This is a genomic window from Desulfarculaceae bacterium, from assembly GCA_020444545.1.
Taxonomy (GTDB): Bacteria; Desulfobacterota; Desulfarculia; order Desulfarculales; family Desulfarculaceae; genus Desulfoferula.
In genome coordinates this window covers 353700-374404 of sequence record JAHLKT010000003.1, presented here as the reverse complement: position 1 = coordinate 374404, position 20705 = coordinate 353700, and the positions used below count along the sequence as shown (strand labels likewise).

Here is a 20705-nt window from a genome sequence, read left to right as displayed (position 1 = left end):
TGTGCGCCCTGGCCCTGGCCGGGCTGATGGGCCTGGCCGCCTGCGCCCCGGTGGGCCCGGACTACGCCCCGCCCAAGACCGAGGCCCCTCCCACCTGGCACAGCCAGCTCAAGGACGGGGTGAGCGCGGCCCACCCCGAGGCCCGGACCCTGGCCATCTGGTGGGTCAAGCTGGGCGATCCCACCCTGAGCCGGTTGGTGAGCCAGGCGGTGGAGGGCAACCTGGCCCTCAAGCAGGCCCAGGCCCGGGTGCGCCAGGCCCGCGCCCTGCGCGGAGCCACCCGCGCCGGGCTCTACCCCCGGGTGGACGCCGCCGGGGTGGGGGAGTGGGGCCGTAGCAGCGACGCCATCGGCAGCGGGACCATTGACGAGTATTACTCGGTGGGCTTCGACGCCACCTGGGAGATAGACGTGTTCGGCGGGGTGCGGCGCTCGGTGGAGGCGGCCCAGGCCGACCTGGAGGCCAGCCAGGCCAACTTGCGCGACGTGCTGGTCACGCTGGTGGCCGAGGTGGCCCTCAACTACACCGAGGCCCGCACCTACCAGCAGCGCCTGGCCGTGGCCACGGCCAACCTCAAGGCCCAGGAGAACACCTACGCCTACATCTCCTCGCGCCATGAGGCAGGCCTGGTCAACCGCCTGGCCCTGGAGCAAGCCCGCTACAACCTGGAGAACACCCGCTCCCGGATCCCCAGCCTGCGGGCCGGGCTGGACGCCTCGCTCAACCGCCTGGCCGTGCTCCTGGGCCAGACCCCGGGCCGCTTGCACGCGCTCATGGCCGCGCCCCGGCCGGTGCCGGTGCCTCCGGCGCTCATCGCGGTGGGCATCCCGGCCGAGACCCTCCGGCGGCGGCCGGACATCCGCCGGGCCGAACGCCGCCTGGCCGCCCAGACCGCCCGGGTGGGCGTGGCCACGGCCGAGCTCTACCCCAAGTTCCGCCTGGGCGGCACCCTGGGCCTGGAGGGCCTGAGCGGCAGCGACCTGACCTCGGGCTCCAACTTCTTTTGGGGGCTCCTGCCCAGCTTCTCCTGGAACATCTTCAACGCCGGGGCGGTGCGGGCGCGCATCGAGGCCCAGAGCGCGGTGCAAGAGGAAACCCTGCTGGCCTATCAGGCCGCGGTGCTCACGGCTTTGGAAGAGGTGGAAAATTCGCTCACCGGCTACGCCCAGGAGCAGCGCCGCCGCGAGGCCCTGCGCCAGGCGGTGGCCGCGGCCAAGGACGCGGAAGGGCTTTCCCAGGATTTGTTCCAGGCGGGGCTCAACAACTTCGACAGCGTGCTGGACGCCCAGCGCTCCCTGCTCACCTTCCAGGACCAGCTGGCCATCAGCGAGGGCGTGGTCACCGCCCGCTTCATCTCGTTGTACAAAGCTTTGGGCGGCGGCTGGGGGGCCATGCCCGCGCCTAAAGCGCCCGCCAAGGCGGCTCCTCCGGCCGTGCCGGTATCGGCCAAGTAGGCTGGGCCTACTTGCCCCTGTCCTCCGGCGGGATGACCTCCCGCCCACCCTGGTATTTCGGATAGACCCAGCCGCCGGGCACGAAGCCCGCCTCGGGGGCCACCAGTTCGCGGTACAGCCTGGGCCGCCGGTCCTTCAGGTAGTGGCTCTCCGGGTGGGAGGGGCCGTAGAAGGCGGGGATCAGGTCGGCCACCAGCAGGGTGTCCTGCTGATGGTTGGCCGCGGCGATGATGTCGCCGTGGGGTCCGGCGATGATGGAGTTGCCCCGGTAGTGCCAGGAGTGGCCCTTGAGGCTCTCGTAGCCGCAGTGGTTGCTGTAGGCGAAGAAGATGTTGTTGGCATAGGCGTAGGCCGGGATTAGGCTGCGCGAGATGTCGGGATAGGGCAGGGCCGAGCGCTTGCCGTCGGGCGCGGTGTCGTAGCAGTCCGCCGCGGTGGGGCCCACGATGAGCTTGGCCCCCTTAAGGGCCAGGATGCGGCTCAGCTCGGGGAACTCGCACTCATAGCAGTTGAGCAGGCTCATGGGCAGGCCGTTGATCTTGAACACCGGGCACAGCTTGCTCCCGAAGCTCCAGTTGGCCCGCTCCTCCTTGCCCCAGAGATGGGTCTTGCGATAGCTGACGATCAGCTTGCCCGTGGGGTCGATGGCCGCGATGGAGTCGTAGTAGCGCTCCTTGCCGTCCGGCCCCAGAGCCTTCTCGGCATAGGGCACGATCAGGGCCATCTTGTAATGGGCCGCGATCTGGCGGCACTGGGTGATCAAGGGGCCGTCCACGGGCTGGGCCACCTGGCGGGCCTGCGCCGGGGTCATGGTGTAGCCCGAGGTGTAGAGCTCGGGGAAGGACAACAGCTGCACCCCCTGGGCCGCCGCCGCCTTCACCGCCTCTTCCAGCTGGGCCAGGTTTTTGGCCACCGCGCCGGGGCCCCAGGCGGCCTGGGCTTGGTACACTCCCAGGCGCAGCCCCTGGCCGGGCGCGGGGGGCGAGCCGTAGATGCTCATCTTGTACTGCAATTGGCGGTAGCTCTGCATCACCGTTTGGTCGTAGCGCGGTGAACAGCAGTCCGGCACCGGGCCGGCCTGGGCCGGGATGGCCAGTAGCATAGCCAGAAACACAATGGCTTGGACGACGGTATGACGCATGGCGCCCCCCTCCGCTGAAGTGGCTGGTTGCCCCCACTCTAATAGGGATGCAAGCTTCTGGGCAAGGCTTTGCCGGGCCGGGCCAAGCCGGCGGCGGGAAGATGGGCCGGAGGCCCTAGAGGTCCTGGCGCTTGCGCCGGGCGCGCAGGATGGCCAGGCCGATGAACAGCACCACCAGAAAACAAAGAGAGCCGAAGCAGAACGAGGACCACACGCTCTCGCCCATGATGTGCTTGGAGACCGGGTCGCCCGCTTCGGCCAGCATGTAGCCGGGCATGTATTCGCGCACCCACATCACGAAGGGCTCGTTGAGCTGCCCCCCGTGGTGAAACCAGTAGGTGAAGCCTTTCCAGCATCCCCAGGCCCCCGCGGCCAGCGAGGCCAGGACCACCCACACCTTGAGTCTCCGTTGCGTTTCGGCCATGTCTCGTCTCCCCGGCGGCCGCTTCAGCGTTGGCTCTTCGTAATGGCCGCCAACCTACTTTAGCATTATTCGGGCGGCAGTGGGGCATTGCGCCGGGTTTGACAGCAACGGGGCCCTTGTCGCAACATCGATGGGGGCGGGCGCATCGCCCCCCCCCTCTCTCTCGGCAAACCAGGGCAAGGAGCGCGGCATGAAAAAGGACTGGAAGTATTACCTGGGCCTGGGATTGTTCGCCTACAGCCTGGTTCCCATCTGTGTGGTGGCGGTGCTGCCCTTTTTGGGCCTCAGCCTGGCCGAGTCGGGCACCGCGGCGGTGGTGTTCCTGGCCACCGGCGAGGTGGCCTTCTATGCCGCGGCCGCCCTGTTGGGCAAGGAGTTCCTGGCCGCGCTCAAAAAGCGCGTCCTCTCCTGGTTCCGCGCCTCGGCGCGCCCGCCCCAGCCGGTCAGCCTGCGGCGCCACCGCACCGGCGTGGTGCTCCTGGCGCTCAGCTTCCTGCCTTACTACGTCGTGTTGGTGGACCTGGTGTTCTTCGCCCCGGACGGCGCCATGATCACCTTCCTGGCCTGGTCCCTGGCGGGCGGCGAGATCCTGGGCATCGTGGCCCTGTTCCTGTTGGGCGCGCCCTTCTGGGAGCGGCTCAAGCTCCTGTTCTACTGGGACGCCGGGCAGGCTCCGGGTGCGGCCGCCTCCGGGGAGGCCTAGGCTTGCCCACCGCGAACCCCCAGCCGGCCGAGGGCCGCGCCAAGAGTCTTTACAGCTTCGAGTACCTCAGCCTGCTGGGTATCGCCCTGCTGTCCTTTTCCAACGTGGCGGTCTTCTACGACCTCTACAACCACCTGGGCGCGCTGGGCATCCCCGGCGAGCTGCGCGGTTTCCTCATAGGCGTGCTCTCGCTCACCCCGGTGCCCCTGTTCTTCGTGGCCGCGCCTTTCATCAACCACCGCAACGCGCCCTATCTCATGCTGCTGGGCATCGCGGTCTTGGCCGTGGCTGGGCTGTCCTATCTGTGGGTGTCCTCCTTCTGGGGCATGCTCCTCCTGCGGGTGGTCAACGGCCTGGGCCTGTTCTGCATGTCCGCCTCGTGCATGGCCTTGTTGGTGTGGGCCATCCCCGAGGGCAAGAGCGGCCAGGGTTTCGCCCTGTATTCATCGGCCATCCTGCTGCCCTACGCCCTGGTGCCCCTGGCGGTGGACGCCCTGGCCCCCTGGCTGCCCAGCCGGGCCTACAGCTACGCGGGCATGCCCATCATGCTCCTGCCCGCCGCCGGGGTGGTGCTGGTGGTGCTGCGCCGCATCCGCGGCCAGGACCGCGAGGCGCCCGCGGCCCCGGCCCGCCCCCCGGCCTGGCCGGAGCTCAAGAAAAGCCTGACCAGACTGCCCCTGGTGGTGATGATCCTGGCCAACGCGGTCTACTTCATGAACTTCGCGGGCCTGTTCTTCATGTTCAAGGGGTTCGCCCAGCAGATTAACCTGGGCAACGTGGGCAAGTTCTTCACCGTGCAGATGCTGGTCATGCTGGCCATCCGGACCTTCGGCAGCGGCATCTTCGACCGCATCAGCAAGGTGGTCCTGCTCTGCATTGCCTTCGCCTTGTCCGCGCTCAGCTATCTGGCCCTGTACCTGGTGGAGGATCCCTACTGGATCAGCCCCATCGCGGTGGTCTTCGGGGTGGGGCTGGCCCTGGGGTTCCCGGCCCTGAACTCGCTGATGTATCTGCACAGCGAGCCCCAGGATCGGGCCATGAACGCCAACCTGATGATGATGGCCTTGCAGGCGGGCTATTTTCTGGGCCCCCTGGCCGCCGGGCTGGCGGTATCGCGCCTGGGCTACGATGCCTTCTTCTTGCTGTGGCTGGGCCTGTGCCTGGCGGGGCTGGCGGTCTGCGCCCTGGTGCTGCGCACCCCGCCGGCGATCCCTCTTAGAAAGTGAACTTGGTGGTGAACTGGAAGCGGGTGTCGTTGCCGTCGGCCCCGTCCTTGTCCACCCTCTCGCCCCACAAGAGCTCGCCGCCCACCAACAGCCAGTCCACCGGCATCCACATAAGGTTGGCGCTGGCGTACTGGGCGGAGTGGTAGGCGTCGCCCGCCTGGCCGTCGTTGTTGTCCACCTGCAAGGCGCCGTAGACCAGCACCGAGGCCCAGCTGGGGCTCCACCAGTGCTCATAGCCCACGTACCAGCCCCACACCGGGATCGGCTCCAGGCTGCTGTCGCCGGGGTTGTAATAGGCGTCGGGCGGCGAGTCGTTGATCAGGCTGCCCACGCCCTTGCCGTAGACCAGGGAGAAAGTCAGGTTGTCCTGGGCCCCCAGGAAGCTGGTGTCCACCACTCCGGCCAGGTTGAAGCCCCAGCCCATGGTGGTCTCGGTGGGCCCGTCGTTCTGGCTGGCCCTGAGGTCGCGCAACATGCCCAGACCCTGCACGCTGAAGGGGCCCTTGACCCACTCCAGGGCGGCCACCCCGTCGGGCCAGGCGGTCAGCGAGTCGGCCCCGTCGATCTCGTGGCCGTCCGGGGTCTCGGCGGCCAGCTTCATGGTGAAGCCCGCGCCCAGGGGGCGGGTCCAGCGCATCTGGGGCTGGCGCAGGCCCACCATGGAGCTGGGCCCCTCGTAGTCCAGGGTGTTGGGATAGGCCGTGGTGTAGGCGGTGGTGGACCAGGCCTGCCCGGCCAAGAGGTTGCCGCCGAAGACGTAGCGGTTCAGCTCGCCGTAGGCCTCGCGCAGGCGGGGATCGGCCGAGGTGCTGTTGGCGTTGCCGAAGAAGTCCAGGGAGAGATAGGTGCGCAGGCTGCCCCGCTCCAGTTCGGTTTTGGTTTCGAACCAGAATTGGGTCGCGTTGACGCTGAAGTTGGTCTGGCCGTCCGCGCCCTGGGTCTTCTTGGCTCCCCTGGTCACGATGTTGGCGGTGATGAACTCGGCGGGGCTGGTAATGGCCCCGCTGTCGTGCAGGATGTCCAACTGGGCGAAGCCGCCGATGGAGAACTGGGTCTTGATGCCCTTGAGCTTGAAGGAGCCGGTCCAGGGGCCGGTGTCCTCCTTCTTGCTGTGGGGGCCGGTTTCCGGCGAGTTGGCCGGCAGGATGTTGGGCTGAGCGGCGGCCTGCTCCTGGGCGGCGGGAGCGGTAGTGGAAGCGGCGGCGGCCGGGGCCGCCGGGGTGGCCGCCGTAGCCGGGGCCGGAGCGGCCGGGGCGGAGAGGCCCTTCACCTGGCGTTGCAGCTCCATCAAGAGCTTGCGCTGCTCCTCGAGCTGTTTCTGCTGCGCCTCCAACTGCCGCTGCTGCGCCTCGATGACCCGCTCCAGGCGGCGCACCTGGTCCGCCTGGCCCGCGGCCGGCGCGCCGGTCTGGGCCCAAACTTGCCCCCATACCCCCAACACCAGGGCCGCGCTCAAGATCAGAACCGTGTGGATGCGATGCATACTGCCTCTCCCGCCCGGGTTCGCGTCGGAATCATGTTAGCCCCGTACCCGTGGGGGAGCAAGTGAAATGCCCGCAAGCAACCAGGGATAGGCGGGTTATTCGTCTAAGAATCCTTGCCCCCCGGCCTACCTAATGCCCTGAGGCACAAATGGTCTTGCCGCCGATGGGATATGGCCAATGCTTGTCTCATAATAATGGTTCAACCAAGGAGGCAACCGATGAAAAAGATCATCGCCATAAGCATGGCCGTGCTGCTCTGCGGGTTTTTGGCCCTGGGCTGCGAAAGCGAGGGCCCGGCCGAAAAGGCGGGCAAACAGATAGACAAGGCCGTGGAGAAGACCGGCGAGAAGGTGGAAGAGGCCACCGACAAGATGGGCGGGGCCGTGGAGAAGGCCGGGGACAAGGTGCAGGAAGCCACCAACTAGGCTCCCCGGGCTAAAGGTAGGAAGGCCCCGCTCAGGCGGGGCCTTTTTCGTGGCACTCGGGTGCGGTTTGCTCCGTGCCGTAGTCCATGCCTATAATTTTAGATACAGGCCGCTTGCATTTTTCATCCCCAGCGAAAGGCACCCTGCATGACTCAGCCGGAAACGGCGAGCCAAGAGAAAGACCTGCAAGAGCAGGTTCAGGCGCAACGCGAGGTAAAGACCAAGGGCTTCGGCACCTTTGCCGGGGTGTTCACCCCCACCCTGCTCACCATCCTGGGCGTGATCATGTTCCTCCGGGAAGGCTGGGTGGTGGGCAACGCCGGGCTGCTGGGGGCCTGGCTGATCATCGGGCTTTCCTTCGGCATCACCGCCTGCACCGGCCTGTCGCTCAGCTCGGTGACCACCAACATCCGCATCGGCGCGGGCGGGGCCTACTCCATCATCTCCCAGTCCCTGGGCCTGGAGGTGGGCGGGGCCATCGGCGCGCCGCTTTACCTCTCCCAGGCCCTGGCCGTGAGCATGTACATCTTCGGCTTCCGGGCCGGCTGGCTGTGGATATTCCCGGAGCATCCCGCCCTGCTGGTGGACCTGGCCACCTTTGCGGTGCTCTTCGGCATCGCCTTCATCAGCGCGGGCCTGGCCTTCCGCATCCAGTTCGTGATCATGGCTGTGATCGGGGCCTCCCTGGCCGCCGTGGTCTGGGCCGCCCTGCAAGGCTCCATGAGCCATGCGGTCACCTGGTGGGGCTCCTTCGCGGGCTCGCCGGAGAACGGCTTCCAGGGCATCGGCTTCTGGGCGGTGTTCGCGGTGTTCTTCCCGGCCTCCACCGGCATCATGGCCGGAGCCAACATGTCCGGCGAGCTCAAGGACCCGCGCCGCTCCATCCCGCTGGGCACCATGGCCGCCATCGCGGTGAGCCTGGTGGTCTACCTGGTCCTGGCCTGGTGGCTGGCCGCCTCGGCATCCACCAAGGAGCTGTTGAGCAACTACACCGTGATGATCGACAAGGCGGCCTGGGGTCCGGCGGTGTTGGCCGGTCTCCTGGGGGCCACCTTCTCCTCGGCCCTGGCCTCCCTGGTGGGCGCGCCGCGCATCTTGCAGGCCCTGGCGGCCCACGGGGTGCTGCCGGGCAGCGGGTGGTTCGCCCGGCGCACCGCCTCCGGCGAGCCGCGCAACGCCCTGGTCACCACCGGGGCCATCGTGCTGGGTGCGCTCATGCTCCGCGACTTGAACGCGGTGGCTCCTCTCATCACCATGTTCTTTTTGATCACCTACGCCATGATCAACGTGGTGGTGGCCATTGAACAGAAGCTGGGCCTGGTGAGCTTCCGGCCCCTGTTCCGGGTGCCCCGCCTGGTGCCCATCCTGGGCGGGGCGGGCTGCCTCTATGCCATGTTCATCGTCAACCCCACCTTCGGGCTCATCGCGGTGGCGGTGGTGCTGGCCATCTACGTGTACCTCTTGCGGCGGCATTTGGAGGCGCCCTTCGGCGACGTGCGCTCGGGCATGTTCGTGGCCCTGGCCGAGTGGGCCGCGCGCATGGTGGCCCGCTTGCCGGTGTCGGCCGAGCGCACCTGGAAGTCCAACCTCCTGGTGCCGGTGGAAAGCGGCGAGGAGCTGCGCGAGCACTTCAACCTGGTCGGCTCCCTGGCCCCTCCCCGGGGCACGGTCACCGTCCTGGGCCTGTCCCACGCGCCCGAGGACCAGGCCCGCCTGGAAGACCTGCCCTCCATCACCCGCTCCTTCCGCCAGCTGGGCCTGTTCGCCAGCCACACCAGCGTGGAGTCGGAGAGCTTCCCCAACGGCCTCTTGGCCGGGCTGGAGACCCTGAGCGGCTTTTTCTTTAGGCCCAACGTGGTGCTCATGCCCCTGCCCACCACCGCCCAGCGCGAGGCGGACACCCAGGAGGTGATGCGCCGCGCCCGCAGCCACGGCCTGGGGGTGATCCTGCACGACGGCCGGGTGGAGCGCGACCCCGGCCCCGGCGCGGCGGTGAACCTGTGGGTGGAGGGGCGCGGCCCGGAGTGGGAAGTTAGCATGGACCTGGGCAACCTGGACTTGGCCCTTCTGATCGCTTACAAATTGAAAGTGAACTGGCGGGGGAGCCTCTGCCTGCTGGCTCTGGCCGCATCGGCCGGGGAACAAGAGGCGGCGGCCGAGTTCCTGGACAACCTGCGCCAGCTGGCCCGCATCCCCGACGCCGAAGCGGTTCTCTTGCAAGGCTCCCGCGAAGCGGCCCTGGGCGCGGCCCCGGCGGCCAAGCTGGACATATTCACCCTGCCCGCGGAGCCCGACTTCGCGGCCCTGCGCCAGGTCAGCGCCGAGCGCGGTTCGCCTTGTCTGTTCGTGCGCGATTCAGGCGATGAGAACGCCCTGGCCTAGGGCCGGTTCGCGGCTCCGGGAGGTGTCTTTGTGAAAAACAAGCTGATCCAGGCCTGGTACACGGTGCGCTACAGCCTGTGGTTCGTGCCCGGCCTCTTGACCGCCGCGGCCTGCCTCCTGGCGGTGCTCTCGGTGCAGGGCGACCTCTTCGTGGCCCAACACGAAATCTCCAGCTTCTGGTGGCTCTACTCCGGCAGCCCCGAAGGCGCCCGGGCCATGCTTTCCACCATCGCGGGCTCCATGATCACCGTGGCCGGCGTGGTCTTCTCCCTGACCATGGTGGTGCTCAGTCTCACCTCCAGCCAGTTCGGGCCGCGCCTGGTGCGCAACTTCATGGACGACACCGGCAACCAGCTGGTGCTGGGCACCTTCGTGGCCACCTTCGTCTTCTGCCTCATCGTGCTGCGCACCATCGAGGGCAGCGGCGAGCATATGCAGGTGCCCCATCTCTCGGTCACCGTGGGCGTGGGCCTGGCCCTGACCAGCCTGGCGGTGCTGATCTACTTCATCCACCACATCGCGGCCTCCATCCAGGCCAACAACCTCATGGCCCACGTGGGGCGCGACCTGGAAAGCACCATCAAGCGGCTTTATCCCGAGGAGCTTAGCCCCGACAACCCCCAGGACGCCTACCCCCGGCCACCCGAGCTGCCCGAGGGCTTCAACCGGCGGGCGGCGGTGCTCTGGGCCCACGGCAGCGGCTATCTGAAGATGGTGGACTACGGGCACCTGCTCAGCGTGGCCGCCAAGCGCGACCTCTTGATCAAGGTGGTGCCCTGCCCCGGCGATTTCCTGGTCAGCGGCGACGCCCTGGCCCTGGTGTGGCCGCCGGAGTGCATGGAGGCGGGCGCGGCCGGGCCCCTGAGCAGCGCCTTTTCCCTGGGCGCGGAGCGCAACGAGAGCCAGGACGTGGTGTTCCCGGCCCAGCTGTTGGCCGAGACCGCGCTCAGGGCGCTGTCCCCCGGGGTCAACGATCCCTTCACCGCGGTCACCTGCATCGACTGGCTGAGCTCGGGCCTGGCCCTGCTGGCCGGGCGGGCCATCCCCGCGCCCGAGCGCCGCGACGATGACGGCGAGTTGCGCGTAGTCCTGGCCCCCATCACCCTGGCCACCCTGATTCACCAGGCCATGGAGCCCATCCGCCGCGCGGCCCGCGAAAGCCAGATGTGCACCCTCAAGCTGCTGGAGGCCGTGGCCGCCCTGGCCCGCCAGGCCCACCGCGACGACGACGTGGAGGCCCTGGCCGGTCTGGCCCTGCGCATAAAGGAGGACAGCTTGGCCCACATCAAGCAGGCCTGGGATCGCCAGGAGATAGCCGATTCCCACGCCAAGGTGGAACAGCTCCTGGAGGACGCCCGGCGGCGTTGCGCGGCCCGGGCGGCGGCCCGCGCCTGAGGTCATCCCGCAAATTCAAAGAGAAGAGATAGAGGCTAGTCGGCGCCGGGCAGGCGGTCGGCAAAGGGCCGGGGGCCGCTACCCAGCAGGGCGGTGGCCTCGTCCGGGGGCAGGGGCTTGGAAAAATAGAAGCCCTGTACGTTCTCGCAGCCAAAGGAGGCCACCGCCTTTAGCTGGTCCAGCGTCTCCACCCCCTCCACCACCACCGCCTTGCCCAGGCCGTGGGCCAGGCTCGCGATGGTGGCCACGATGTAGCTGCTGTCCTCGTCGCCGGGCAGGTCTTCCACGAAAGACTTGTCGATCTTCAATACGCTGAAGGGAAGCTTCTTCAGGTAGTAGAGCGATGAGTAGCCGGTGCCGAAATCGTCGATGGACACCTCCACCCCCAACTCACGCAGGCGGCCGAGGACCTGCATCCCTTTTTCCACCGAGCTCATGATCACGCTTTCGGTGACCTCCAGCTCCAGCTTGTCCGCCGGGCAGCCGTTTCCCCCCATGATGGCGAGCACGGTCTCGACCAGGTCTTTCTCCCAGATCTGGCGGGCCGAGATGTTCACCGCCACCCGCGGCAAGGTGAGCCCCTGGCCCAGCCAGCGGCGTATCTGGCCGCAGGCCATGCGGAGCACCTGGTCGCCCAGGGGCACGATGAGGTCGGCCTCCTCGGCCACGGGAATGAAGCTTTCCGGCAGGAGCAGACCGTGGCGAGGGTGTTGCCAGCGAACCAGGGCCTCCAGCCCCCGCACCCGCCCGGTGCTCAGCTCCACCTGGGGCTGGTAATACAGAATGAACTGCTCTTGCTCCAAGGCGGTGCGCAGCTCGCCTTCCAAGGTGAGGCGGTCCACCACCCTCCGGTTCATGGAGGCGTCGAAGAACTCATAGCGGCTGCGTCCCCTCCGCTTGGCCGCGTGCATGGCGGTGTCCGCGTGCTGGATGAGCTCTTCGGGGGTCTCGGCATCGCCGGGAGAAACGCTCAGGCCCGCGCTGGCGGTTACGAAAATGCGTTGGCCCCCCATGTCCAGGGGCGCGTCCATGCACTTCAGGGTGAGCTCGGCGATGCGTTCGGCCTCCTCGCCGTTTGGCGCGGTCAAAAACACGGCAACGAAATGGTCCCCGCCCCAGCGCACCAGGGCGTCGGCTTCGCCCAGGCCGCTTTGCAGGCGCCGGGAGACCTCCACCAGGATCTGGTCGCCGATTTCATGGCCCATGGATTCGTTGACCAGCTTGAACTGGTCGAGGTCCAGGTAGGAAACCACCACCTGGCGGCCTTCCCGGCGGGCGCGGGCCAGGGCCTCGTCCAAGCGCGCGGGTAGGGTGTCGCGGTTGTGCAGGCCGGTGAGGGCGTCGTGGCGCGAGAGGTACTTCATGCGGTCCTGGGCCTGGCGCAAGGCGGTCAGGTCCGAGGAGACGGCCACGAAGGCGGCCGCCCCCGGTTGGTTGCTGTCCACCCGGGAGATGCTGAGCAGGGCGGGATAGATCTCGCCGTTCTTGCGCCGATTCAAAATCTCGCCGCGCCAGGAGCCCGGGCCGGTTATGGAGCTCCACATGTCGCGATAAAAATCTTTGTCGTGGCGGCCGGAGCGGAATACCTGGGGCGTCCGGCCGATCAGCTCCGCGCGGGTGTAGCCGGTGGTCTGGCAGAGGGCCGGGTTCACGTCCAGGATGGTGCCTTTGGCGTCGGTGACAATGATGCCGTTGGTGGCGCTGTCGAACACCTGGCCCGCCCGGGAGAGGGAGTCCTCCATGGCCCGGTGCTGGGTCACGTCCGAGGCGATGGAGATGAAGACCCGGCGGCCGTCGGGCATCTTGCCCAGGGGGGCGGAGTTGAAATCCCAGACCTGGTGATCGCCCAGTTTGGTGGCGACCCTGTGCTCACCCTGGGCCACGCTCCCCTCGATCTTCCAGAGCTGGGCCGCCTCGCGGCGCGCCTGGTCCAAATCCAGGCCCAGGGCCTTCTGGCCCCAGACGAAGATGTCCGGCAAATCCTCGATGTCCCATCCGGAAAGCTCGCGCCATGCCCGGTTGACCAGCACCACCTGGCCGTCATCGGCGTGGATGATCGCCGGCAGGGGCAGGTCCAGCAAGGCGGTGCGAAACTGGCGCTCCCGCTCATACAGGTGGGCCTCGTCGGCCACCAACAGGCGGTGCTGCTTCAGCCCGTCGGACAGGGCGTCCAGGATGGTTTGCTTGGGGGCCGGCTTGGTGATCAGGCGGAAGATCTGCGAGGTGTTGATGGCGTCCATGGCCGCGGGCAGATCCGCGAAGCCGGTGAAGAGGATGCGCGTGGCATGGGGCCAGCGCTCGCGCACCTCGCCCAGGAAGGTGATGCCGTCCATGCCCGGCATCCGCAGGTCGCTCATCACCACCCCGAAGGGCCCCTCGCGCTCCAGCAGTTCCAGCCCTTCGCTGGCGCCGGGGGCGGTGGTCATGTCCACATGGCCGTGGGCCGCTTGTTTGAGGAACTCCAGAATGGCCAGGTCGTCGTCGACTACGAGGACCTTTTGACTAAAGGTGATTTCCTGGTCGAAATTCATGTGCCGGCGCCGCGCCCTCTCGGCTGGTCTACGGTATGCGGGGCGGGCCCAAGGCCCCCCCCGATATTCGGGCTAGACGCGCGATGCTAAAGGCAGGCATGAAATTCCGGTGGCGGCTAGTAACTATTACTCTACTATTCTACGTCAATCGATGGGGCGCGTTGCAAGCCGCCCGCATTCCTCCCCCCGGGGACGGGCCTAGGTTATCTCGGCCCCGCGCTCCAAACAACCGGCCAGGCACTGGCGGCAGTTATCCTTGCTGGCCTTGCCCCGGCAGAAGCGCTCGAAAGACTCCAACCAGTCGGTCCCGGTGCGGGGGCACTGCTCCAGAAAATCCAAAAAGTTCACCAGCCGGTTGATGGCCGCCTCGTCCATGGCGTGCTCCACCCGGCAGGCGTTGGCCTCTGCGGCCTCCGCGCCCAGCTGCAAAAAGTCGCTGAAAAATCCCTTGAGGATATGGTGGCGCCGGTCGATCTCCCGGGCGATCTCCTTGCCCTGCTCGGTGAGGGTCACGTAGCTGTAGGGCTCGTAGTTGATCAGGCCCTTGTCGGCCAGGGTCTTCAGGGCGCCGGTCACCGAGGCGCGGGAAACCTCCAGGCGCTCGGCAATGTCCTTGGCCCGGGCCACCCGGCTTTCGCGCTCCAGATGGAAAATGGTCTCCAGGTAGTCTTCCAAATTGGAGGACAGACCGTCTCGCTGCACTCCGGCCATGGCTAAAGCCTCCCGCCGAAAAATTATTAGACATGCAAAATATATATTACTCTCGACAAACAAGGTGGCCAAGAAAAAACGAATTTAATAAGTCTTTAACTATCTTAGTAAATACTAACAAATGAACCCGGCCGCCCAGGCGTGGTTGACAGGCGGGGAGGGCGGGGCTATAAAAAACCAACCCAAAGCCAGTAGGCTTTAATCGGGTGGGAATCACCCTTCAAGTCCGGACATAGCGAAAACCCCAGGCCACGAAGGCCCCCACGCTTCCCCGAGGCGTTCGGCCGCCGTGGCATTTTTCATGGCCCGCCGCCGCCCGCACCCGAGCCAAGGAGCCCATCATGAAACTGGCCAAGATCGTCCTGTGCCTGGCCCTGCTGTGCCTGGCGGCATCCCCGGCCCTGGCCCATTTCGGCATGATCATCCCGGACAAGAACCTGGTGGGCAAGAGCGACCCCAAGGTGGTGAGCGCCAAGCTGATGTTCTGGCACCCCATGGAGGACGTGGGCATGAGCCTGGCCAAGCCCCGGGCCGGGGTTTTGCTGGACGGCAAAAAGACCGACCTCAGCGATTCGCTCAAGCCGCTAAGCCTGGGCGGTAAGCAGGCCTGGAGCCTGAGCCTGCCCATCCGGCGGCCCGGCGACTACATTCTCTATATGACCCCCCAGCCCTATTGGGAGCCCGCCGAGGACTGCTTCATCATCCACCACGCCAAGACGGTGGTGGACGCCCTGGGCGCGGAGGAAGGCTGGGACCGGCCGGTGGGCACTAAGATCGAGATCATTCCCCTCACCCGGCCCTACGGCCTCTACGCGGGCAACAGCTTCACCGGCAAGGTAATCTACAAGGGCAAGCCCCTGGCCGGGGCAATGGTGGAGGTGGAGGCCTACAGCCCCGGCGGCAAGCGCCGCGCCCCGGCCCCGGCCTATATCACCCAGGTGGTGAACACCGACCAGAACGGAGTGTTCACCTACACCATGCCCTGGGGCGGCTGGTGGGGCTTCGCGGCGCTGGTCACCGACGACGCCAAGCTGAAAAAAGACGGCAAGGACAAGGACGTGGAGCTGGGCGGAGTGCTCTGGCTCTACGCATATCCCCTGGGCAGGTAGCGCCCCCGGCGCAGCGGAGAACAGGCACGACATGCATATAGCCGAAGGCGTATTGACCGCGCCCCTGCTGGGCGGGGGAGCGGCGCTCACCGTGGCCGGGCTGGCCGTGGGGCTCAAGAAGATGGACTACGACCGCCTGCCCCGGGTGGCCCTTCTGGCGGCGGTGTTCTTCGTGGCCAGCCTGATCCACGTGCCCATCGGCCCGGCCAGCGTGCACCTGGTGCTCAACGGCCTGGTGGGCATCCTCCTGGGCTGGGCCGCCTTTCCGGCCATATTCGTGGGCCTCACCCTGCAAGCGGTGCTCTTCCAGTACGGCGGGCTCACCGCCCTGGGGGTCAACACCTTCTGCATGGCCGCACCGGCCCTGCTCAGCTATGCCCTGTTCGCGCCCCTGGTCCGGCGGGACTCCCGGGGCCTGGCCCTGGCTGCCGGCTTCGGAGCGGGCGCCCTGGCCGTGCTGGTCTCGGCCCTGTTGGTGGCGCTCAGCCTGTGGCTAACCGGCGAGGCCTTTTTGCCCATGGCCCAGGCCTTGGTCTTGGCCCATCTGCCGGTTATGCTGATCGAAGGGGTGATCACCGCCCTGATCGTGGAGTATTTGCGCAAGGCCCGGCCGGCCATGCTGCGGCCCGGCTCGGCCTGAGGAGAAGGCCCATGTACCGCAAAAGCGCCCTTTTCATCCTGGCCCTGGCCGCGCTGCTGCTGGCCGCCGCCCCGGCCCGAGCCCACAAGGTGAACGTCTTCGCCTATGCCGAAGGAGGCCAGCTGCAAGGCGAGGCCTACTTCCCCGGCGGGGGCAAGGCCCAGGGCTGTGCGGTGGAGGTGCTCGACGGCACGGGCAAGAAGCTGGCCGAGGCCAAGACCGACAAGGAGGGCCGCTTCTCCCTGCCTCTGCCCGCAGGCAAGCCGCCCTACAAGGTGGTGCTCATTGTGGGCGAGGGTCACCGGGCCGACTACACCCTGAGCGCGGCCGAGCTGGGCCTGGCCCCGGCCCCGGCCCAGGCCCCGGCGGCCCAGCCCAAGGGCACGGTGCCGCCATCCCTGGACCGGGGGGCCTCCCTGGGCCGGGCCGATCTGGAGCAGGTGCTGAGTTCGCTGCTGCAAAAGGAGCTGGCCCCGCTCAAGGCCCAGCTGGCCCGCCTGAGCGCGGACCAGGGGGTGACGGTGCGCGACGTGCTGGCCGGGCTGGGCTACATCCTGGGCCTGTTGGGCCTGGCCGCCTACATGCGCTACCGCCAGCAGAACAAGCCGCAATGAGGACCGCGTGAGCCAGCCCCCTCCCAAACCCAAACCAAAGCCTAAGCCCACCGACCCCTTGCAACACGCGGCGGGGCACAGCTGGCTGCACCGGCTGGACCCCCGCGCCAAGCTGGGCGCGGCTCTGGGCCTCAGCCTGGTGGTGGCCCTGGGCCAGAGCTGGGCCGTGGCCCTGGCCGCCCTGGGCCTGGGGTTGGTGGTTTTGGCCAGCGCCCGCCTGGGCTGGAGCCGGGTGCTGGGCCGCTTGGCCGCGGTGAACATCTTCGTGGTGCTGCTGTGGGTGTTTTTGCCCTGGCGGCTGGGCTGGAACAACGGCTGGCATCTGGGCCTGGACCCCGAGGGCTTGCGCCTGGCCCTGTTGATCAGCCTAAAGACCAACGCGGTGTTCTGCCTGCTTCTGGCCTTGCTGGGCACCGGCAGGGTGGAGAACATCTTCCACGCCCTGGCCCACTATCACGCCCCCCAAAAACTGGTCAACCTGTTCCTGTTCTTCTACCGCTATCTGCACGTGCTCAGGCGCGAGCACGCCCGCCTCACCTGGGCCCTGAAGGTGCGCGGCTTCGTGCCGGGCAACAACCTGCGCACCTGGCGCACCTACGCCAGCCTGGTGGGGGTGCTCCTGGTGCGGGGCTACGACCGGGCCGAGCGGGTGTATCAAGCCATGCTCTGCCGGGGCTTCACCGGCACCCTGTGGCTGCTGGACCACTTCCATTGGTCGCGGCGGGACACGATTTTCTGCTGGGCCGCCGTGGCCGTGGGCGCGGCGCTCATCGCCCTCAACCTGGGGAGCGCATCATGGATTTGATCGAGCTGCGGGACATAAGTTTTGCCTACGACGGCCGCCCGCCGGTGTTGCAAGACGCGTGCTTCTCCCTGGGGCCCGGCCAGCGGGTGGGCATCGTGGGGCCCAACGGCGCGGGCAAGTCCACCTTGTTTCTCATCGCCATGGGTCTGCTCAAACCCACCTCGGGCAGCGTGTGGGGGCTGGGCAAGGAGTGCAGCGCGGAGAAGGACTTCCGCCCCTTGCGCGCGGCGGTGGGCTTCTGCTTCCAGGACCCGGACGACCAACTCTTCTCACTCACCGTGCGCGAGGACGTGGCCTTCGGGCCGCTTAACCTAGGTAAGAAGCGCCACGAGGCCCTGGCCATCGTCAGCCAAACTCTGGAGAGCCTGGGCCTGGCCGGTTTCGAGGACCGGGTGACCTATCATCTTTCGGGCGGGGAGCGGCGCATGGTCTCCTTGGCCACGGTTCTGGCCATGCAGCCCCAGGCGCTGCTCCTGGACGAGCCCACCGCCGGGCTGGACCAGGCCACCCAGGAGCGCCTGGAGTCGGTGCTCCTGGCCAGCGGCCTGGCCTGGGCGGTGGTGTCCCACGACCAGGGCTTTTTGGATCGCAGCTGCGACACGGTACTGCGCATGGAAGCGGGCCGCCTGGTGCCGGCGTGAGGCGGGGCCGCAAACTGGGGGCGCGCCGCGCCCTGGCCCTGGGCCTGGCCCTGCTCCTGCTGCTGGCCCCCGCCCCTGCGGCCTGGGCCCAGGCCGAGGAGAGCGGCGGCCCCGGCTGGCGGGGCGGGGTGCTCGGCGGAGAATGGACCGACGTGGAAGGCCCGCCCACCAGCGGCTCCTACAAGGCCTCCCGCGCCATTGAAACCCCCGCGGTCATCGAGTGGCCCGAGCCCGCCCTCAAGGGCGAGTTCTGGAAAGTATGGGGCCAGTTCCAGTTCGAGGCCTCCTACCAGAAAGACAAGGACGCGGCGGGCGACAGCAGTCACCAGGACCATGCGGTGCTGGCCACGGCCGAGGTTTTCCTGGAGATGACCCCGCTGCCCTTTGTCAGCGGTCTGCTGCACTTTTTGCACGAGGACGGCTACAGCGGCATAAAACTGGACGAGGCCTTCGTGGTGCTGGGGCGCACGCCCGAGTTTCCGGGCTACCTCATGGGCGGGCGCATCTATCCCCCGGTGGGGCTTTTCGAGAGCTTCATGGTCAGCGACGGCATCACCAAGGGGGTGTTCGAGACCCAGGCCACGGGCATCGAAGCGGGCTGGAGTGCCGAGTGGTTCAGCCTGGGCCTCACCGGCATGAACTCGCCGGTGCGTGAGCCCGGCGACAGCGGGGGGGTGCTGGCCAACTTTGTGTTGCGCGCCGACCTGACCCCGCCGGACAAGACCCTGGGCGGGCTCAAGCTCCGGGTGGGCGGTGCCTACACCAACAACATCGCCGGCAGCGGTTTTTTGCAGGAGCAGGTGCCGGACCAGCGCCTGAGCTCCCTGGTGGCGGGCTGGTCGCTCAGCGCCTCGGCCGAATACAAGGGCCTGGCCTTTTTGGCCGAGTATATGCGCGCTGGTTCCTTCGGCCCCGGCGAGCTGGATTACGCCCCGCCCGAGTCCAGCCCCTCGCCCTGGGCCTTCAGCCTGGAGCTGGCCTGGATCTTCAGCGAGGACTGGGTGCTGGCCGGGCGCTGGGAAGGCGGCGGCGACCTCTACGAGGAGTTCCCCCAGCGGCAATACGGCCTGACCCTGTCCTGGCAGCCCATCCAATACGTGGTGCTGGCCCTGGAGTATCAGCGTGGCTACTTCGAGGACGGAGCCGAGAGCGATCTGGTCACCAGCCAACTGAGCCTGGTTTTCTAAAATCAGCTCCGCGCCGGGAGCGCGCTTGGTCTATACTCTTGCAGGGACGGCCTCTGCCAACCACGCCGACATGGGAGGGACGCATGAGCAGCCAACCGCATCAGCGCCGCCGGCGCTTGTTCTGGTATCCGGGTTTCCAAACCAGCTTCGTGTGGGGATTGGGAGGCGCGGTGCTGGCCGTGCTCATGTCCAGCGGATTTTCCCTGCTCATCCTGCTCATGGCGCGCAACCGCCCGGTGCTGCCCGACATATTCCCGGTGCTCATCATCTTCGACCTGATCATTCTGCTGGCCATGGGCATGATCGTCTACTGGATGGCGCTGTTCGTGTCCCACCGCATGGGCGGCCCCCTGCACCGCATGGCCCGGCTCATGGAAGGCCTGGGCCAGGGGCGGCTGGACCAGCGGGTGAGCCTGCGCCAGGGCGACCAGCTCCAGGACATAGCCCAATCCCTGAACCAGGGCGTGGGCGGCCTGCGCTACCGGGTGGAGCGCCTGCGCCGTGGGGTGCAGGTGCTGTGCGAGACGGCCCCCACCCCGGAATCCCAGGCCGAGGCCCAGCGCCTGCGCCAGGAGTTGGACGAGCTTTTCGTGGTCTAGGGGATCAGGCCCGGGTGATCCAGAAGCAGATCATGCCCCCCGCCAAAAAGAGCATGGCCGCGTAGGCCACCAGGCGTTTGAAAGAAGGGCCGCCCATGTCCATGGAGTGGTGATGCCCGCCGTGGTCTTGGTTCTGGTGCTTGCTCTTCTGGTGCTTGAGCCAGGCCATGGAGCCGGCCAGGAGCACCGCCCCGCAGTTCATCCAAAAGGTGTAGTCCAAGGCGAAGCGGGCCACTTCCTTGACCGCGCGGTCGCTCTTGGGGGTCAGCCCGGCCAGATCGAAGCCGTAGTGCAGGGCCAGGGCGGTGATAACGATGGCCACGTACATCACCGCTGCGATGTACAGGGCCACCTTCCAGCCGTAGTACTTGGCGTTGACCATGACCAGGGGCGGGACCATCAGGTCCGAGTAGATGAAGCCCATGATGCCCGCGAACATCACCCCGCTGGAATTGAGCACCGTGGCCAGGGGGATGTTGCCCATGGAGCCGATGAAGGTGGCCGCGGCCACGAAGGGCGAGAGCAGGGCGTTCTCCAGCACCACCCAGAAATCGGCCTGCCCGCCCGAAGTTAGGCCGCTCAGGAAGATGGCCTTCCAAAAGGCCTCTGGCACCAGGGCGGCCACCATGCCCGCGACGGTGAAGCCGATGAGGATCTCCTCCCAGACCATGCCCCACTCGCCGGCAAAGGTGGCCCCCACCATGCGCCAGCCCGCCTTGCTCTTGATGCGCTGACGCCAGTCGAAGTCGTCTTCTTCCGGCGGGGACTCCTGCTCCACCTTTTTCCGGGCCTGGTCCAGCCAATTCTTGGGATAAGTGAGCTGGATCATCGTGCGGCTCAGGGCGATGAGCAGCAGGCCGCCGATCACTTCGGCCACCAGGAACTGCCAGCCCAGGAAGATCATGATGAGGATGCCCAGCTCGATGACCAAGTTGGTGGAGGCGAACATGAAGGCCACCGCAGCCACGAAGTGGGCCCCCTTGAGCACCAGGGCCCGGGCGGTGGCCAGGGCGGCGAAGGAGCAGGACGAGCTGATGGCCCCAAAAAGGGTGGCCAGGGACACGCTCTTGAAACCGGCGTCGCCCAGATAGGGCGTAAGACGGGCCTTGGGCACAAAGGCCTGGATCATGGCGCTGACCGTGTAGCCCAGCACGAAGGCCCAGCCCGCTTTCCAGAAGAAACCCAGCGCGGTTTGGGCGGCCGCTCCCCATAACTCAATGATGCGATACAAATC

General features: G+C 67.3%; 19 protein-coding genes. 13 read left to right on the top strand and 6 right to left on the bottom strand.

Annotated elements, in window-relative coordinates; all coding sequences use genetic code 11:
* Positions 1-26 precede the first annotated feature (26 nt).
* On the top strand, positions 27-1454 hold the full coding sequence (locus KQH53_10215) for an efflux transporter outer membrane subunit (protein ID MCB2227039.1): 1428 nt from the start codon (positions 27-29) through the stop codon (positions 1452-1454).
* Positions 1455-1461: 7 nt separating this feature from the next.
* On the opposite strand, the gene KQH53_10210 is transcribed toward KQH53_10215, so the two are convergent.
* A complete protein-coding gene (locus KQH53_10210; GenBank protein MCB2227038.1) occupies positions 1462-2595 on the bottom strand; it encodes a carbon-nitrogen hydrolase family protein in 1134 nt (377 codons plus the stop codon).
* A 115-nt stretch (positions 2596-2710) separates the two neighbouring features.
* On the bottom strand, positions 2711-3019 hold the full coding sequence (locus tag KQH53_10205) for a hypothetical protein (GenBank protein ID MCB2227037.1): 309 nt from the start codon (positions 3017-3019) through the stop codon (positions 2711-2713).
* Between the two features lie 190 nt (positions 3020-3209).
* Between KQH53_10205 and KQH53_10200 the strand changes: the two genes are divergently transcribed.
* A complete protein-coding gene (locus KQH53_10200; protein ID MCB2227036.1) occupies positions 3210-3722 on the top strand; it encodes a transporter suffix domain-containing protein in 513 nt (170 codons plus the stop codon).
* 2 nt (positions 3723-3724) lie between these two features.
* Complete coding sequence (locus KQH53_10195) at positions 3725-4948, top strand: MFS transporter (protein ID MCB2227035.1); 1224 nt, start codon at positions 3725-3727, stop codon at positions 4946-4948.
* Here the strand turns inward: KQH53_10195 and KQH53_10190 are convergent.
* Positions 4938-6431 carry a hypothetical protein gene (locus KQH53_10190; GenBank protein ID MCB2227034.1) on the bottom strand — a complete coding sequence of 498 codons (1494 nt, stop codon included), beginning with the start codon at positions 6429-6431 and terminating at the stop codon, positions 4938-4940. The genes KQH53_10195 and KQH53_10190 overlap by 11 nt on opposite strands.
* 219 nt (positions 6432-6650) lie before the next feature.
* On the opposite strand from KQH53_10190, the gene KQH53_10185 reads away from it, so the two are divergent.
* The 3 genes from KQH53_10185 (at position 6651) to KQH53_10175 (ending at position 10634) form a co-directional block, all read left to right on the top strand.
* Complete coding sequence (locus KQH53_10185) at positions 6651-6857, top strand: antitoxin (GenBank protein MCB2227033.1); 207 nt, start codon at positions 6651-6653, stop codon at positions 6855-6857.
* Positions 6858-7004: 147 nt separating this feature from the next.
* Positions 7005-9239, top strand: a complete 2235-nt coding sequence (locus KQH53_10180; GenBank protein MCB2227032.1) for a hypothetical protein — start codon at positions 7005-7007, stop codon at positions 9237-9239.
* A 30-nt stretch (positions 9240-9269) separates the two neighbouring features.
* Complete coding sequence (locus tag KQH53_10175; GenBank protein ID MCB2227031.1) at positions 9270-10634, top strand: DUF2254 domain-containing protein; 1365 nt, start codon at positions 9270-9272, stop codon at positions 10632-10634.
* Positions 10635-10669: 35 nt separating this feature from the next.
* On the opposite strand, the gene KQH53_10170 is transcribed toward KQH53_10175, so the two are convergent.
* Positions 10670-13165 carry an EAL domain-containing protein gene (locus tag KQH53_10170; protein ID MCB2227030.1) on the bottom strand — a complete coding sequence of 832 codons (2496 nt, stop codon included), beginning with the start codon at positions 13163-13165 and terminating at the stop codon, positions 10670-10672.
* Between the two features lie 198 nt (positions 13166-13363).
* Positions 13364-13876, bottom strand: coding sequence for a metal-dependent transcriptional regulator (locus KQH53_10165; GenBank protein MCB2227029.1), 513 nt, complete (start codon positions 13874-13876; stop codon positions 13364-13366).
* Between the two features lie 341 nt (positions 13877-14217).
* Here KQH53_10165 and KQH53_10160 point away from each other — a divergent pair, with 341 nt between their 5' ends.
* The 7 genes from KQH53_10160 to KQH53_10130 all read left to right on the top strand — a co-directional run bounded on the left by KQH53_10160 (position 14218) and on the right by KQH53_10130 (position 19471).
* Positions 14218-14985: a DUF4198 domain-containing protein gene (locus KQH53_10160; GenBank protein MCB2227028.1), complete on the top strand. Its 768-nt coding sequence runs from the start codon at positions 14218-14220 to the stop codon at positions 14983-14985.
* A gap of 31 nt (positions 14986-15016) precedes the next feature.
* Positions 15017-15625, top strand: a complete 609-nt coding sequence (gene cbiM, locus KQH53_10155; protein ID MCB2227027.1) for a cobalt transporter CbiM — start codon at positions 15017-15019, stop codon at positions 15623-15625.
* An 11-nt stretch (positions 15626-15636) separates the two neighbouring features.
* Positions 15637-16239 (top strand): hypothetical protein, encoded by a 603-nt coding sequence (locus KQH53_10150; protein MCB2227026.1) that lies wholly within the window; start codon positions 15637-15639, stop codon positions 16237-16239.
* Positions 16240-16246: 7 nt separating this feature from the next.
* Positions 16247-17044 carry a cobalt ECF transporter T component CbiQ gene (cbiQ, locus tag KQH53_10145; GenBank protein MCB2227025.1) on the top strand — a complete coding sequence of 266 codons (798 nt, stop codon included), beginning with the start codon at positions 16247-16249 and terminating at the stop codon, positions 17042-17044.
* Positions 17035-17685 (top strand): energy-coupling factor ABC transporter ATP-binding protein, encoded by a 651-nt coding sequence (locus tag KQH53_10140; protein ID MCB2227024.1) that lies wholly within the window; start codon positions 17035-17037, stop codon positions 17683-17685. The genes cbiQ and KQH53_10140 overlap by 10 nt, the downstream gene beginning before the upstream one ends.
* Positions 17682-18872, top strand: coding sequence for an LbtU family siderophore porin (locus tag KQH53_10135; protein ID MCB2227023.1), 1191 nt, complete (start codon positions 17682-17684; stop codon positions 18870-18872). The genes KQH53_10140 and KQH53_10135 overlap by 4 nt, the downstream gene beginning before the upstream one ends.
* Before the next feature lie 83 nt (positions 18873-18955).
* On the top strand, positions 18956-19471 hold the full coding sequence (locus KQH53_10130) for a methyl-accepting chemotaxis protein (GenBank protein MCB2227022.1): 516 nt from the start codon (positions 18956-18958) through the stop codon (positions 19469-19471).
* A 4-nt stretch (positions 19472-19475) separates the two neighbouring features.
* Here the strand turns inward: KQH53_10130 and KQH53_10125 are convergent, their stop codons facing one another.
* Positions 19476-20702 carry a permease gene (locus KQH53_10125; GenBank protein ID MCB2227021.1) on the bottom strand — a complete coding sequence of 409 codons (1227 nt, stop codon included), beginning with the start codon at positions 20700-20702 and terminating at the stop codon, positions 19476-19478.
* Positions 20703-20705: the final 3 nt, after the last annotated feature.